Annotated in this window: 17 protein-coding genes; 5 read left to right on the top strand and 12 right to left on the bottom strand. The window is 70.1% G+C overall.

All coding sequences use genetic code 11. From position 1 onward, the window contains the following. Positions 1–20 precede the first annotated feature (20 nt). The 4 genes from MMSR116_RS30460 to MMSR116_RS30445 form a co-directional block, all read right to left on the bottom strand. On the bottom strand, positions 21–752 hold the full coding sequence (locus MMSR116_RS30460) for a M48 family metallopeptidase (RefSeq protein ID WP_010684685.1): 732 nt from the start codon (positions 750–752) through the stop codon (positions 21–23). Between the two features lie 116 nt (positions 753–868). Beyond that, positions 869–1,840, bottom strand: coding sequence for a phosphatase PAP2 family protein (locus MMSR116_RS30455; protein ID WP_010684684.1), 972 nt, complete (start codon positions 1,838–1,840; stop codon positions 869–871). Positions 1,841–1,883: 43 nt separating this feature from the next. Further along, positions 1,884–2,405 (bottom strand): A24 family peptidase, encoded by a 522-nt coding sequence (locus tag MMSR116_RS30450; RefSeq protein WP_039893473.1) that lies wholly within the window; start codon positions 2,403–2,405, stop codon positions 1,884–1,886. A 205-nt stretch (positions 2,406–2,610) separates the two neighbouring features. Beyond that, positions 2,611–2,775: a Flp family type IVb pilin gene (locus tag MMSR116_RS30445; RefSeq protein WP_010684682.1), complete on the bottom strand. Its 165-nt coding sequence runs from the start codon at positions 2,773–2,775 to the stop codon at positions 2,611–2,613. A gap of 299 nt (positions 2,776–3,074) precedes the next feature. On the opposite strand from MMSR116_RS30445, the gene MMSR116_RS30440 reads away from it, so the two are divergent. The 3 genes from MMSR116_RS30440 (at position 3,075) to MMSR116_RS30430 (ending at position 5,072) form a co-directional block, all read left to right on the top strand. Next, a complete protein-coding gene (locus tag MMSR116_RS30440; protein ID WP_010684681.1) occupies positions 3,075–3,566 on the top strand; it encodes a pilus assembly protein N-terminal domain-containing protein in 492 nt (163 codons plus the stop codon). A gap of 102 nt (positions 3,567–3,668) precedes the next feature. Next, positions 3,669–4,316 (top strand): RraA family protein, encoded by a 648-nt coding sequence (locus MMSR116_RS30435; protein WP_010684680.1) that lies wholly within the window; start codon positions 3,669–3,671, stop codon positions 4,314–4,316. A gap of 81 nt (positions 4,317–4,397) precedes the next feature. Beyond that, positions 4,398–5,072: a metallophosphoesterase family protein gene (locus MMSR116_RS30430; RefSeq protein ID WP_010684679.1), complete on the top strand. Its 675-nt coding sequence runs from the start codon at positions 4,398–4,400 to the stop codon at positions 5,070–5,072. Between the two features lie 33 nt (positions 5,073–5,105). Here MMSR116_RS30430 and MMSR116_RS30425 read toward each other — a convergent pair whose 3' ends face one another. The 8 genes from MMSR116_RS30425 to hemA all read right to left on the bottom strand — a co-directional run bounded on the left by MMSR116_RS30425 (position 5,106) and on the right by hemA (position 11,860). Next, positions 5,106–5,489 (bottom strand): DUF423 domain-containing protein, encoded by a 384-nt coding sequence (locus tag MMSR116_RS30425; RefSeq protein ID WP_010684678.1) that lies wholly within the window; start codon positions 5,487–5,489, stop codon positions 5,106–5,108. Further along, entirely contained in the window at positions 5,486–6,139 is a 654-nt protein-coding gene (gene yihA, locus MMSR116_RS30420; RefSeq protein ID WP_010684677.1) for a ribosome biogenesis GTP-binding protein YihA/YsxC, read from the bottom strand. Before yihA ends, MMSR116_RS30425 begins: the two co-directional genes overlap by 4 nt. A 27-nt stretch (positions 6,140–6,166) precedes the next feature. Then, positions 6,167–8,026, bottom strand: coding sequence for a membrane protein insertase YidC (gene yidC / locus MMSR116_RS30415; protein ID WP_010684676.1), 1,860 nt, complete (start codon positions 8,024–8,026; stop codon positions 6,167–6,169). Continuing rightward, on the bottom strand, positions 8,016–8,630 hold the full coding sequence (gene rnpA, locus MMSR116_RS30410) for a ribonuclease P protein component (protein WP_039893470.1): 615 nt from the start codon (positions 8,628–8,630) through the stop codon (positions 8,016–8,018). The genes yidC and rnpA overlap by 11 nt, the downstream gene beginning before the upstream one ends. Before the next feature lie 79 nt (positions 8,631–8,709). Next, positions 8,710–8,844 carry a 50S ribosomal protein L34 gene (gene rpmH, locus MMSR116_RS30405; RefSeq protein WP_039893469.1) on the bottom strand — a complete coding sequence of 45 codons (135 nt, stop codon included), beginning with the start codon at positions 8,842–8,844 and terminating at the stop codon, positions 8,710–8,712. 168 nt (positions 8,845–9,012) lie between these two features. Beyond that, positions 9,013–9,558, bottom strand: coding sequence for an adenine phosphoribosyltransferase (locus tag MMSR116_RS30400; RefSeq protein WP_039893468.1), 546 nt, complete (start codon positions 9,556–9,558; stop codon positions 9,013–9,015). A 70-nt stretch (positions 9,559–9,628) separates the two neighbouring features. Then, on the bottom strand, positions 9,629–10,426 hold the full coding sequence (locus MMSR116_RS30395; protein ID WP_039893467.1) for an inositol monophosphatase family protein: 798 nt from the start codon (positions 10,424–10,426) through the stop codon (positions 9,629–9,631). A gap of 165 nt (positions 10,427–10,591) precedes the next feature. Next, positions 10,592–11,860, bottom strand: a complete 1,269-nt coding sequence (gene hemA / locus MMSR116_RS30390; RefSeq protein WP_010684673.1) for a 5-aminolevulinate synthase — start codon at positions 11,858–11,860, stop codon at positions 10,592–10,594. Positions 11,861–12,212: 352 nt separating this feature from the next. On the opposite strand from hemA, the gene MMSR116_RS30385 reads away from it, so the two are divergent. Together MMSR116_RS30385 and murA are read left to right on the top strand one after the other, a co-directional pair. Further along, positions 12,213–12,398: a hypothetical protein gene (locus MMSR116_RS30385; protein ID WP_010684672.1), complete on the top strand. Its 186-nt coding sequence runs from the start codon at positions 12,213–12,215 to the stop codon at positions 12,396–12,398. Between the two features lie 85 nt (positions 12,399–12,483). Beyond that, complete coding sequence (gene murA / locus MMSR116_RS30380; RefSeq protein ID WP_010684671.1) at positions 12,484–13,773, top strand: UDP-N-acetylglucosamine 1-carboxyvinyltransferase; 1,290 nt, start codon at positions 12,484–12,486, stop codon at positions 13,771–13,773. Positions 13,774–13,782 lie beyond the last annotated feature (9 nt).

Here is a 13,782-nt window from a genome sequence, read left to right as displayed (position 1 = left end):
GTCCGGCAGGCGCGGACGGCTCAGCCGTAGCGGTGCAGGCTCGCCCCGTGCCGCTTGAGCCAGGCCTCGGCGGCGTCCACCTCCGAACAGAGCCCGTGCAGGAGCTCCCAGAACCGGGGCGAGTGGTTCATCTCGCGCAGGTGCGCCATCTCGTGGGCGACGAGGTAGTCGAGCACCATGGGTGGCGCCAGGATCAGGCGCCACGAGAAGTTCAGCTCGCGGCGCGCGGTGCAGGATCCCCAGCGGCTGCGCGTGTCGCGCAGGGTGATGCGCGTCGGCCGCTCGCCGAGACGGTCCACGTAGCGCTCGACGGCTTCCGTGAGGTCGCGCCGCGCCTCCCGGACCAGGAACTCGCGGATCCGCCGCGCCACATGGGCCGGCTCGCAGGCGACCGAAAGTACGGCGTCCTCGCCGTCGCCCTCGGCGCGCACGCCGCCGCGGGTGCCGCGCAGCTCGAGGCGGTGCGCCACGCCGCGGACGGGCACGCTGGCGCCCGGCTCGAAGACGACGCGGGCGGGCACGCGCGCCAGACGGGCGGCGATCCATCCCGAATGGCGCGCGGCGAAGAGCTGGGCGGTGTTGATGGCGGTGCGGCTCGGGAGCGTGATCACCACCTCGCCGGTGGCGGCCGACACGCGGAGCGTGATGCGCCGCGCGGTCGGGCGGCGGCGGAGCGCGATGCGGAGGCTGACCCCCGCGTGCTGGACCTCGAGGTGATCTGGATCGGGGCGACGCAGCAGCGCGAGGGGCATGGCCGAATTCTAGCCGGGCCGGGATCCCGGCTCCAGATCCCGCTCTGTGGAATCGGAGCAACACAGCGCGATCCGCGTCCCGGGTCCGAGGCCGGCCCGGGGATGCCCGCATCGCGTCACGACCAGCGGGGGGCGACGCCGTCCCCGAGCCGTACCGGGCGCGCATCGCATTCCGGTCTGCTGTCAGTACGCCCCACGGACCGGCTGACGCGACCGGCGATCGCGATCGCCGCGACGGCGATCACGGCGCCGGCCCCGACATCGACGAAGTAGTGCCCCCCGTCGATCGGCGTCGCGGCGATGAGCATCGCGTTGAGGGCGAGGCCGGGCCAGCGCGTCATCTTCGATATCCAGAAGTAGCGCATGAAGAGGACGCCGAGCGCCGCATGGAAGCTCGGGAAGGTGATGATGCCCTCGACCTGATCGAGGGAGATGACCCGCAACGTGCCGTCGCGCAGTCCGGTCAGGTGAGCGAGGTGAACGTAGGCGGCGGTCGGGTTCAGACCGGGGAAATTCTCCGGCCTCAACCCGAGGTGCACGAACATCGCCACCGCCGGCACGAGACCCGAGATCAGCACTGTGGTCAGGGCAGCGATCATGAAGGCCAGGGCGACCTGCGGCACGGCCCGCAGATGGCCGCCGAATCCGAGCACGATCACCAGCACGATCATCTGCGGCATCAGGCTCCGATAGGCCAGGGACAGGAGCAGGCTGAGCCGGGGATGGTCGTTGAAGCCGTGCAGGTAGGCCAGCCAGTCGAGGCCGAGGGACCGGTCGGCGGCCTCGAAGGTGCCGTCCCAGAGCGGGCCGCCGGTGGCGGCCACCGCGTAGGACAGGAGGGCCGCGCTGGCGCTGAACGCGATGATCTGTGCGAGGCCCGACAGGCTGACCGCGAAGCGCGGCTCGGGGCGCCGCGTGCTGTAGAACGTCGCCAGGCCTTCGAGCACTGCGCAGCTCAGAGCGGGAAGGACCGCGCTGGCGATAGCGAGGGAGAGGCCGGCCGCCCGCATCCAGACGGCCGTCAGGACGGCCATGGCCAAATTCAGCAGCCAGAGACAGGCCCGCATGCGGTTGAAATCGACCGGCATGATGAGCACCGGTCGCCCGGCAGGTCCCCCGGGGAGAAGCATCTTAGCCGGCGACGGCGCGAGTCCAGATCTCGGTCTCGGGGAGCACGAGCAACGCGGCGCCCGCGAGGGCGATCCCGTACGGAATTCCGGTCTTGGCATCGTGCAGATGCAGGGCGAAGGGCATGCGCGCGATGCGCAGCGGCAGCGGGTGTGACCGCGCGAACAGGATCGCGAGGGTCAGCGCTCCGCCGAAGATCGAGGCCACCAGCAGGTAATCGCCGAGCCCGTCCAGGCCCAGCCAGAGGGCCGTAGCGGCCGCCAGCTTGGCGTCGCCCCCGCCGATGATGCCGAAGGCGAACAGCGTGAACGTGGCCGCGAGGACCGCCGCCCCCGCTCCGAGGTGATAGCCGATCTCAACCCAGCTCATCGGCCCGGTTGCGGCAATGATGACGAACCCCGCTACGAGGGCCAGGGAGATCCGGTTCGGGATCAGCATCGTCAGCAGGTCGCTCGCCGCGGCGTAGGCCATCAGGAACGGGAACAGGACCAGCAACCCGAAGCCCGCGGGGCCGAGGCTTGCCATCCCCGAACTTGCCACGCCTGTCACGACCATGTCCGCGCCTACCCTGCCGTTGACGGATCCTGCGGGTTTGACACCGGGTTCCCCCGCTCCGGGCGGGCGGTCTCGACCCCGGCGAACGGCCGCGCCGGCCGGTCGAGGCCCCCGCCCCCTCATCGCGGGCGGGGAGACCTCGGACCTGCCGCAGATCGTGGCCGTCGGAACGTGATCAGTTCAGGTTGTTGGAGATCTGCGTGAACTTCGCGGTGAGGCTGGTGCCGACCGTCCGGAGCGTGGCGATGATGGCGACGGCGATCAGAGCGGCAATCATGCCGTACTCGATGGCGGTGGCGCCGGACTCGTCCGAGGCAAAACGCTTGACCAGGGTCTTCATGAGCAGCGATCCTTCGATCAACAAAGTGCGACTTAGACTTCCGCAATGACCGATGAAGAGTTTTCAGGTCTCGATCGGCGGCCTAGTCACAGTGCCTATTACGCCTTGAAATTCGGTTAAATCGGGTTTGGTTCGCCGACGGGCGCCGGCTGGCTGCCGGCTTGGTGAAGGTTGTCTTTCGACAATCCGGCACGGCGCGGCCCCTCACGTCATGCTTAGCGCTTCTTTCATCGGTGCCCGGTATGCCCGGCGGGAGACCGGTGCCGCGTGCGCCGTCCGCGTCCTCATGGGGATCCCCGATGCGCCGCACCTTGTCGAAGGCGGGCCGAGCCGGCCTCATCCTCCTGCTGATGGGGACTGCCGTATCGGCCGCCCAACCCGAATCGCTGCCGGTGGTGACGGTCCTGGTCGACAACGCCAAAGTCATCCGGCTGCCGGAGAAGACCTCGACCGTCATCGTCGGCAATCCGATCATCGCGGAAGTCACACCGCAGAAGAACGGCGTGCTCGTGCTCACCGGCAAGAGCTTCGGCTCGACCAATCTCATCGCCCTGGACAACGCGGGCGCGATGATCGCGGAGACGACGATCCGGGTCGAGGCGTCCCGGGATTCGACCGTCACGGTCCAGCGCGGGCTCGAGCGGGAGTCCCTCTCCTGCACGCCGAACTGCCAGCCGGCGGTCCAGCTCGGCGACGCGGCGAAGTACTTCGAAGCGAGCAGCGGCCAGGCGGATTCCCGCCGCAAGCTCGCGACGAGCGGCGGCGGAGCCATGTCGGCTGGCGAGCGCTGACCCGCCGGCGCGCGACATCGCGGCGTCGCTGAGGCAGGATCCCCGGCCCGCAGCCGGTGCCACCGTGCCGGCGCGGCAACCTTAGAAGAGAGGTCCGGGCCGATGACGACCATCACGCGCAACCCCGCGCCGCCATCCGTCGATCCCGACCTGCTGGCGGCGTTCCGCGACGTCGCGACGGCGACGATCAGCGACTGTCTCGACCGGATGCCGGTGCTGTCGGGCCTGAGGGCGTTCCATCGGCGCGGGCGCCTTCTCGGCACGGCCTTCACGGTCCGGGTGCGCGCGGGCGACAATCTCGCCATCCACCAGGCGCTGGAGGAGGTCCGTCGCGGAGACGTGATCGTCGTCGACGGCGGGGACGACACGAGCCGGGCCCTGGTCGGCGACATCATGAAGGCGATCGCCGAGAGCCGGGGCGTGGCGGGCTTCGTCATCGACGGCGCCGTTCGCGACAGCGACGCCTTCGCGGACGCGGATTTCCCCTGCTACGCCCGCGCCGCCACGCCGCGCGGGCCGTTCAAGACCGGCCCCGGCGCGATCAACGTGCCGGTCTGTGTCGGCGGCTGGACGGTGAACCCGGGCGACGTGGTGGTCGGCGACGCGGACGGGGTCGTGACCTTCGCCCCCGACATCGCCACTCCGTTGATCGAGGCGGTGCGCGCTCAGGCCGCTCGAGAAACGGAGGTGCTCGCGCTGATCCGGGCCGGCCGCTACGACGGCCGCTATGCCAGGGTCGCGAAGGCCTGAGGATCGTGCCGTCGCGGCCGAGCCGGCGTCCGGACTTTGGTCGGCCTTGCGGAGCGCGGCGGCCCGGTGGACGATGCCGCCATGGAGTCGGGACCCCTCACCTACGCCATCGGCGACATCCACGGCTGCGCCGATCTCCTCGACACGCTTCTCGAGCGGATCGCCACCCATGCGGGCGAGCGGGTGCACCGCCTCGTGTTCCTGGGCGACTACATCGATCGCGGCCCCGACAGCGCGGCGGTGCTGCGCACCGTCAGCCGTCTGAACTGGGCCGAGCCGGATCGCGTCACCTGCCTGATGGGCAACCACGAGCGCATGCTGCTCGACGCGCTCCAGACCCGGGAGGCGGCCGCCCACTGGATGTACAATGGCGGCGAGGCGACCCTGGATTCGTTCGGGGCCCGGGATTCCGGCGGCCTGCCCCGGGACACGCTCGACTGGATCGAGGCGCTGCCGACGCTCCACGACGACGCGGCCCACTGGTTCGTCCATGCCGGCCTGCGGCCCGGCACCGACGCGCCCGGTTCGGACGAGCACGACCGCCTGTGGATCCGCGAGCCGTTCCTGGAGGGCGACCACGATTTCGGCCGGCACGTGGTCCACGGCCACACGCCGCAACGGAGCGGCCGCCCGGAGCAGCGCCGGTTCCGCACCAACCTCGACACCGCGGCCGTCTACGGCGGCGCGCTCACCGCGGGGGTGTTCTCGGAGGCACAAGGGCCGGCATTGGAGTTCCTGCAGGTCCGGGCAGCGTGAGCCGCGACGCGGCCAGGCCGCCGGTCGGAACCGTCAAGCGCCGCGCCGCGCCGGCACCAGCGCGCAAAGGAACCCGACCAGCCAGCCGCCCATCAGCGCGAAGCCGCCCGTGGGGGCGGCCATCGGGAAGAGCGGGCGCTGCAGCCACGTGCGCACCCCGAGGTCGCCGCAGAACAGGATCAGCCCGAGAACCAGCAGCGCCGCCGCGACGCGGGCAAGTCCGGCCCGGACGAGGCCCGCAGCGCCTAACCCGGCCAGCGCCAGGATCGCGGGGGCGTGAAACAGCAGGAACTGCGCCGCCGTCTTGAGCGAATCGGCGCCGGGGATGTGCGCGGCGGCCGCGCTCAGCGCGACGCCGAGGAGGCCCGCAAGGCAGGCGATAGCCACCAGGGCGCGGTCGAAGCCCGAAAGCCTCACGCGCCGCGCTCCGCCAGGAGCTTCGCGATCGCCGCCCGCAGTTCCGGCACGCCGGAATCGTCCCGGCTCGAAGTGAGGATCACCTGCGGATAGGCGGCCGGGCGCTTGGCGAGGCCCGCCTCGATCCCGGCGATCCGACCCGCGACCTCGCTCTTCTTCAGGGAGTCGCCCTTGGTCAGCACGATCTGATAGCTCACCGCCGCCTTGTCGAGGCCGTCCAGCACGTCGGTGTCGATCGACTTGAAGCCGTGTCGGGCGTCGATGAGCATGAACACCCGGGCGAGGCTGGCGCGGCCCTTGAGGTAGGAATGGATCAGCCGGGTCCAGGCTTCGACCTTGGCCTTCTCCACCGCCGCGTAGCCGTAGCCCGGCATGTCCACCAGCGACAGGCGCTCGCCGATCCGGAAGAAGTTGAGCTGCTGCGTCCGCCCCGGCGTATGCGAGGTCCGCGCCAGGGTGTTCCGTCCGGTCAGCGCGTTGATCAGGCTCGACTTGCCAACGTTCGAGCGGCCCGCGAAGGCGATCTCGACGCCCTCCATGGGCGGCAGCCGGTCGAGGGTCTGGGCGGCCGCGTAGAAGTCGGCGGCGCCGGCAAAGAGACGGCGGCCGGCCTCGGTGAGGTCGGCCGCGTCGTCGTTGATCTCGGTCACGGCATCTTGCCCGTCAGCCTTTGCCCGTCAGCTCTTGGTCGCGGCCGCTTTGGTGCCGTTGCCGCGCCGGAACGTCGATCGCAGGTTGTCCCACAGCTCCACCTTCACGCCGTTGCGGCGCATGATGATGTACTGCTGGATCACCGAGAGGGTGTTGTTCCAGGCCCAGTAGATCACGAGGCCGGCGGGGAACGAGCCCAGCATGAAGGTGAACACGATCGGCATGAAGGTGAAGATCTGCGCCTGCACCGGGTCCGGCGGCGCGGGGTTCATCTTCATCTGCACGAACATGGTCACGCCCATGATCAGCGGCCAGACGCCCAGGTGGACGAAGTCGGGCGCCGTAAAGGGCAGCAGGCCGAACAGGTTCACGATGCTCGTCGGATCCGGGGCCGCGAGGTCGTGGATCCAGCCGAAGAACGGCGCGTGGCGCATCTCGATGGTGATGAACAGCACCTTGTAGAGCGCGAAGAAGACCGGGATCTGGATCAGCACCGGCCAGCAGCCGGCGACCGGGTTGATCTTCTCCTTCTTGTACAGCTCCATCGTGGCCTGCTGCTGCTTCATGCGGTCGTCCTTGTACCGCTCGCGGATGGCGGCCATCTCGGGCTGCACGGCCTTCATCTTGGCCATGGAGACGTACGACCGGTTGGCGATCGGCAGGAACAGCAGCTTCAGGCAGAAGGTCACCACAAGGATCGAGACGCCGAAATTGCCGAACAGGTGGTAGAAGAAGTCCAGCGCCCGGAACATCGGCTTGGTGATGAAGAAGAACCAGCCCCAGTCGATCATCAGATCGAAGTGCTTGATGCCGAGGTCCTTCTCGTAGTTGTTGATCAGGTTGACTTCCTTGGCGCCCGCGAACAGGCGCTGGGTGGCCGTGGCCGAGGCGCCGCCCGCGAGGTTCACGGCGTCGCCGCGCACGCTGGCCTGGTAGACGTTGGTGCTGCCGTCGGTCCGGTCCGTGAAGGCGCCGGTGTAGGGCGTCGCCTGATCGGGGATCGCGGCGGCGGCCCAGTATTTGTCGGTGATGCCCACGAAGCCGCCGGTCACGCCGGTCCAGGCCTTGCCCTTGGTGTTGGCGCCGCCGTAGGCGCCCTCCTTGGCGAGCTTGTCGTAGGTGAATTCCTGGAGACCGTCGTTGCCGAGGTAGCCGATCATGCCCTCGTGGAGCACGTAGTAGCCCTGGGTATGCGGCTTACCCCAGCGGGAGACGAGGCTGTACGGGTAGAGCGTGATCGCCCCCGAGCCCTTGTTCTCGACCTCGTCGCGGATCGTGAACATGAACTTGTCGTCGACCGCGATGATCCGCTTGAAGACCAGGCCGGCGCCGTTGTCCCAGGTCAGGGTCACGGGCATGCCCGGCGAGAGCGTCTTGCCGTCGCTGGTCCAGAGGGTGTCGTTGTTAGGCAGCGGCCCGGCATCGGCACCGACCCAGCCGAACTCGGCGTAGTAGGGCGTCTCGGTCCCGGCCGGCGAGAACAGCACGATCTCGGGGCTCTTGGGGTCGATGGTCTCGTGGTAGTTCTTGAGGGAGACGTCGTCGACGCGGCCGCCCTTGAGGGCGATCGAACCCGAGAGGGCCGGGGTCTCGATCCGGATGCGCGGCGAGCGGGCGAGCGCCGCCTCGCGGGAGACCGGGCCGCCCTGCGCGGTCGGCAGCGTGCCGGGCGCGGGCGCGGCCGGGCCGCCTTCCTTCGGGGACGGCGAGGGCACGCCGTCCGGCGTCACGCCCGGGGGCTGCTGCTGTTGCTGCGCGGCCTTGTTCTGCGCCTCGATCTGGCGCTGCTGCTCCATGCGCGGGCCGGCCACGAAGTACTGCCAGCCGAGGAGCACCAGCAGCGACAGGCCGATGGCCACGAACATGTTCGTCTTGTCATTGCCCATCAGGGACACCGCCGCGCGCGTTCGGAGTGACGTCAGGGCGGGCGCCGGTCTCGTCGGACCTGCGCGCGCCTGTGATTCGAGGACCTCTGCCGCGCCCGTACGACGCGCCGATGTCGGCTTGGCCGGACGGCACGGGCTGGCCCGCCTCGTGCGGGAGAGGTGTGGTCTTGGATGGCCGGTCGCCAAACTTGCTTGAAGATCGCTCCCCGGAGGACCGCTTGCCGCGGCCCTGGCCGGGAGGCCGGGGCGCGGCCGGGCGCGTCACCGCGGGCAATGCGCGGCGCAGATCCTCGGCGAGGGCTTCGAAGGGGGCCTCCAGCGCAGGGCGGCGGGCGATCAGCACGATGTCGGCCGACAGGCTCGCGAGGTCGCCCGGCAGATCGGCCGCGACCAGGGTCACGGCGGCGCGCAGGCGGCGGCGGATGCGGTTGCGCTCTGTCGCGTGGCCGACGCGCTTCGTGATGGTGAAGCCGAGCCGGAGGCCGGGCTGTCCGTCCGTCGTCCGGAGACGCCCCTGGGCGCTCATCCGCTCGGTGTGGAAGCGACGCCCCTCGGCTGCCGCCAGGAAGTCCGGTCGTTTCTTAAGCCGCTCGATCGTCGCCATCGATGGTTCGATCCCGGCCGATACCACTTGCCTCGCGGCGCGGATGCGCGAGGGCGTCCGCGCCCGAGAGGATCCGGCCTCAGGCCGACAGCTTCTTGCGGCCGTGGGCGCGACGGCGCGCGATGACCTTGCGGCCGCCGGCGGTGGCCATGCGCGCACGGAAGCCGTGACGGCGCTTACGGACGAGCTTGCTCGGCTGGTAGGTTCTCTTCATGGCTCAGAGCCTTCAAAGGTCGAGGCGCGCTCGCGGGCAGCTGATGCTGCACCCGACCTTCACGCGTCCTGGTTGTCTGCAAACACGAAGGGCGCCCATGCGGGGCGCCACGTCGCGAGTGGCGGGCTTATGGCGGATGGGTCGCGTGAAGTCAACGTTTTGTGGATCTTAATGCCCCTCGAACTGCATCAGCGCGCGCACCTCGACGCCCATGTCGCGCAGGCGCTGCGCGCCACCGATCTCGGGCAGGTCGATGACGAAGCAGGCTGCCACGATCTCGGCGCCGATCTTCTGGAGCAGGTTCACGGCCGCGGTGGCGGTGCCACCCGTGGCGATCAGGTCGTCGACCAGCAACACGCGGTCGCCCGGCTTCACGGCGTCGACGTGGATCTCGATCTCGTCGGTGCCGTATTCCAGGGCGTAGGCCATTGAGACGGTCGTGTGGGGGAGCTTGCCCTTCTTGCGGATCGGCACGAATCCGCAGGAGAGCTGGTGGGCGATGGCCCCGCCCAGGATGAAGCCCCGGGCCTCGATGCCGGCGACCTGGTGGATCTGCCCGCCGGCGTACGGGTGCACCAGCGCGTCCACCGCCCGCCGGAACGCCCGCGGGTCGCTGAGCAGGGTGGTGATGTCGCGGAAGATGATCCCGGGCTTCGGGTAGTCGGGAATCGAACGAATCGACTCCTTCAGCGCGACGTGGCGGCGGGCTTCCATGCGTTCGGCCTTCCGTGGAGAACCGCGGGCTTAAAGCAGAAGCCCGGTGGACTGACCAGTTCGCGGCGGCTCAGGCCGCCTGGACCTTCTTGAGGATGGCGACGAGCTCCCGGTGCAGCCCCTCGTTGCCGCAGGCCACCGAGCGGGGAGCCAAGGGTTCGGCCGCACCATCCGCCGAGGTCACGAAGCCGCCCGCCTCGCGCACTAGGATCACGCCGGCCGCGAAGTCGTAGGTCTGGAGATCGCGCTCCCAGTAGGCATCGAGGCGCCCGCAGGCCACGTAGGCCATGTCGAGGGCCGCCGAGCCCATCCGGCGGGTCCCGCCGGCCACCGCCATCACGGCGCCGAGCTCGCGCAGGAGCCGCGGATGGCTGCCGCGGCCCAGATAGGGCGTGCCGTATCCCACCAGCGCGTCCGCCATGTCCTGGCGGCCGGAGACGCGCAGGCGCCGGTTGTTGAGGTAGGCGCCCTTGCCGCGCTCGGCGACGAACAGCTCGTCCTTGATCGGATCGAAGATCACGCCGGCGACGATCTGGCCCTCGCGCTCAAGACCGACCGAGACCGCGAAGTGCGGCACGCCGTGCAGGAAGTTAGCGGTGCCGTCGAGGGGGTCGACGTGCCAGGTGTGGCTCTTGTCGGTGCCCTCGATGATCCCGTTCTCCTCCAGAACGAGGCTGTAGCCCGGGCGCGCCTTCATGAGGGCGTCGCGCAGCACCTCCTCGGCCTTGCGGTCGGCCGCCGAGACGAAGTCGCCCGGACCTTTGCGCGAGACCTGCAGGTTCTCGACCTCGCCGAAGTCGCGGCGCAGGCCGCGGGCGGCCTTGCGCACGGCGTCGACCATCACGGTCATGAGAGGTGAGGAGATCATCGGTTCGAGACTTTTCGCGAGGACGGATTGGCGCCGTCGTTACAGGGACGCGCCGGAAAAGACGAGATGGAGACAGGAGATGGCGGGGTGCGAGCTTCGGCGCGCGGGCACCGGAATCTCGCCCGCCCCGCAGAGGGGGCAGAGCCGCGGGGAGCGCCGTGCGTCCTACTCCGCCGCCTCGACGAACACGGTCCCGGCCCGCGGCAGATCCAGCGCCTCCCAGGTCTCGGCCAGGGCCGCGGCGAGCTTGGCGATGTGCGCTTCGTCGTGGAACGGCGAGGGCGTGATCCGCAGGCGCTCGGTGCCGCGGGGCACGGTCGGATAGTTGATCGGCTGGATGTAGATGGCGTGGTGCTCGAGCAGGTGGTCGGCCGCCGCCTTGCACAGCTCGGCATCGCCGACCATCACCGGCACGATATGGGTCTCGGTCTCCAGAACCGGCAGGCCCGCCTCCGTCAGCGCCGCCTTGGTGGCAGCCGCCTGGCGCTGATGCGCCTCCCGCTCGACGCTCGAACGCTTGAGGTAGCGCACGGAGGCCCGGGCCGCCGACGCCACGGCGGGCGGCAGGGCCGTCGTGAAGATGAAGCCCGGCGCGAAGCTGCGCACCGCATCGCAGATCGCCGCCGAAGCGGTGATGTAGCCGCCGACGCAGCCGAAACCCTTGGCGAGCGTCCCCTCGATCACGTCGACCCGGTGCATCACCCCGTCGCGCTCGGCGATGCCGCCGCCGCGCGGGCCGTAGAGGCCGACGGCGTGGACCTCGTCCAGGTAGGTCATCGCCCCGTAGCGGTCGGCGAGGTCGCAGATCCGGCCGATCGGCGCCACGTCGCCGTCCATCGAGTAGACGGACTCGAAGACGATCAGCTTGGGTCGGTCGCCCGCGTCCCGCAGCAGCTCCTCCAGGTGCTGGAGGTCGTTGTGCCGGAAGATCTTCTTCGCGCAGCCGGAATGGCGCACGCCCTCGATCATCGAGTTGTGGTTGAAGGCATCCGACAGGATCAGGCAATCCGGGATCAGCTTGGCGATGGTCGAGATGCCGGCCTGGTTGGACACGTAGCCGGACGTGAAGACGAGCCCGGCCTCCTTGCCGTGCAGGTCCGCGAGTTCGCGCTCAAGGTCGACCAGCGGCGAATTGTTGCCCGCGATGTTGCGGGTGCCGCCCGCGCCGACGCCGCAGCGGGCGGCGGTCTCGGTCATGGCCGCCACGACTTCCTTGTGCTGCCCCATGCCGAGATAGTCGTTCGAGCACCACACGGTGATCTCGGTGGTCTTGCCCTCGGGCTGGCGCCACTTGGCGGTGGGAAAGCGGCCGGAGATGCGCTCGATATCGGCGAAGACGCGGTAGCGCCGCTCACCGTGCAGCTGGTCCAGGGCGCCGCGGAAGTAGCGCTCGTATCCAGAGCCGGCGCGCGTCGATCCCCCTGAGGCGAGCATCGTGCTGGGCATCCGGGTGACGGTCATCGAGCGTCCTTCGCGTATTCGGCCGCGCGGGCGGCGCCGGTGGGCGCCGATGTCCCGCGATCGAGGTCCGGCCTCGGTCCAATCCTTCGCGTGAGGGGCGGAAGATACGCGCGGATCTGGAACTGGTTCAAGGTAAGGTTCCGGCATCGCTGCGTTGCATCCGTTGAGAGGGCGGCGCAAAGCCGCTAGCGTCGCCGCCGTCGAGCGGACGAACGTCCCAGCAGATCCTGTCGTCACCGATGCCCCTCCGACCGCGAACAGGCGCCAGCGCCGCTGCCGTCCCCCGCAGCCCCGACCTGGCCCTGCGGCGACGATGGGTCGCGCGATGACGGACGCGAAGGACGTGCGGGCGGCCCGCCTGAAGGCCGCGCTCAGGGAGAATCTGCGGCGGCGCAAGGCGCAGGACCGGGGACGGGCGGAGGTGCGGCCGCCCGCGGATGCGGAACCCGATCCCGAAGGCGGCGCGCGGGACGACGAAGGCGGTCCTGATTCCGACAAAACCGGGCTATAGGCCACGGCCAAGCCTGGGCGCCGCGGCGCCCGCGCACAATTCGGCCGGCCGCGCATCCCCTCGGTGCGTCGCCCGAGGACCCAGCATGGACCGCATCCACATCACCGGCGGCACGCCGCTCAACGGCGTGATCCCGATCTCAGGCGCCAAGAACGCGGCGCTGCCGCTGATGATCGCGAGCCTGCTCACCGGCGAGACGCTGGAGCTGATCAACGTGCCGCGGCTGGCCGACATCGCGGCGCTGACGCGGATCCTTGGCAATCACGGCGTCGACCACATGGTGGTCGGCAAGCGCCCCGGGCAGACCACCGAGACCGGCCAGACGATCCGGCTGACCGCCTCCAACGTCATCGACACCACCGCGCCCTACGACCTGGTCTCGACCATGCGGGCGAGCTTCTGGGTGATCGCGCCGCTGCTCGCCCGGTTCGGCGAGGCCAAGGTCTCGCTGCCCGGCGGCTGCGCCATCGGCACCCGGCCGGTGGACCTGCTGATCATGGCGCTGGAGCGGCTCGGAGCCGAGATCGAGATCGACGCCGGCTACGTCGTCGCCAAGACCAAGAACGGCCTGCGCGGCGCCGAGATCGCCTTCCCCAAGGTGACGGTCGGCGGCACCCACGTGGCGCTGATGGCCGCGGCGCTGGCCTACGGCACCACGGTGATCGAGAACGCCGCCCGCGAGCCGGAGGTGGTCGACCTCGCCGAGTGCCTGAACAAGATGGGCGCCAAGATCCGCGGCGCCGGCACGCCGCATATCGAGATCGAGGGCGTGGCGCGGCTCGGCGGCGCCCGCCACGAGGTGCTGCCGGACCGGATCGAGACCGGGACCTACGCGATGGCGGTGGCGATGGCCGGCGGCGACGTGGTCCTGAAGGACACGCGCGCCGAGCTGCTGCATTCGGCCCTCGACGTCCTGTCGACCACGGGCGCCGAGATCAGCCAGGTCGAGGGCGGGATCCGGGTCCGCCGCAACGGCGCCGGCATCGCGGCGGTCGACGTGACCACGGACCCGTTCCCGGGTTTCCCCACCGACCTGCAGGCGCAGTTCATGGCGCTGATGACCCTGGCCAAGGGCCAGTCGCACATCCGCGAGACGATCTTCGAGAACCGGTTCATGCACGTGCAGGAGCTGGCCCGCCTCGGCGCCAAGATCCGCCTGGAGGGCGACCTCGCGATCGTCGAGGGCGTCGAGCGGCTCAAGGGCGCCCCCGTGATGGCCACGGACCTGCGCGCCTCCGTCTCCCTGGTCATCGCCGGCCTCGCCGCCGAGGGCGAGACCCAGATCAACCGGGTCTACCACCTCGACCGCGGCTTCGAGGCGCTGGAAGCCAAGCTCGGCCGCTGCGGGGCGCGGATCGAGCGCGTGCGGGCGTGACGCGCTGAC

It is taken from the genome of Methylobacterium mesophilicum SR1.6/6 (genome assembly GCF_000364445.2).
GTDB lineage: Bacteria > Pseudomonadota > Alphaproteobacteria > Rhizobiales > Beijerinckiaceae > Methylobacterium > Methylobacterium mesophilicum_A.
The sequence above is the reverse complement of the archived record's forward strand: the minus strand, read 5'-3'. Positions and strand labels throughout refer to the sequence as shown.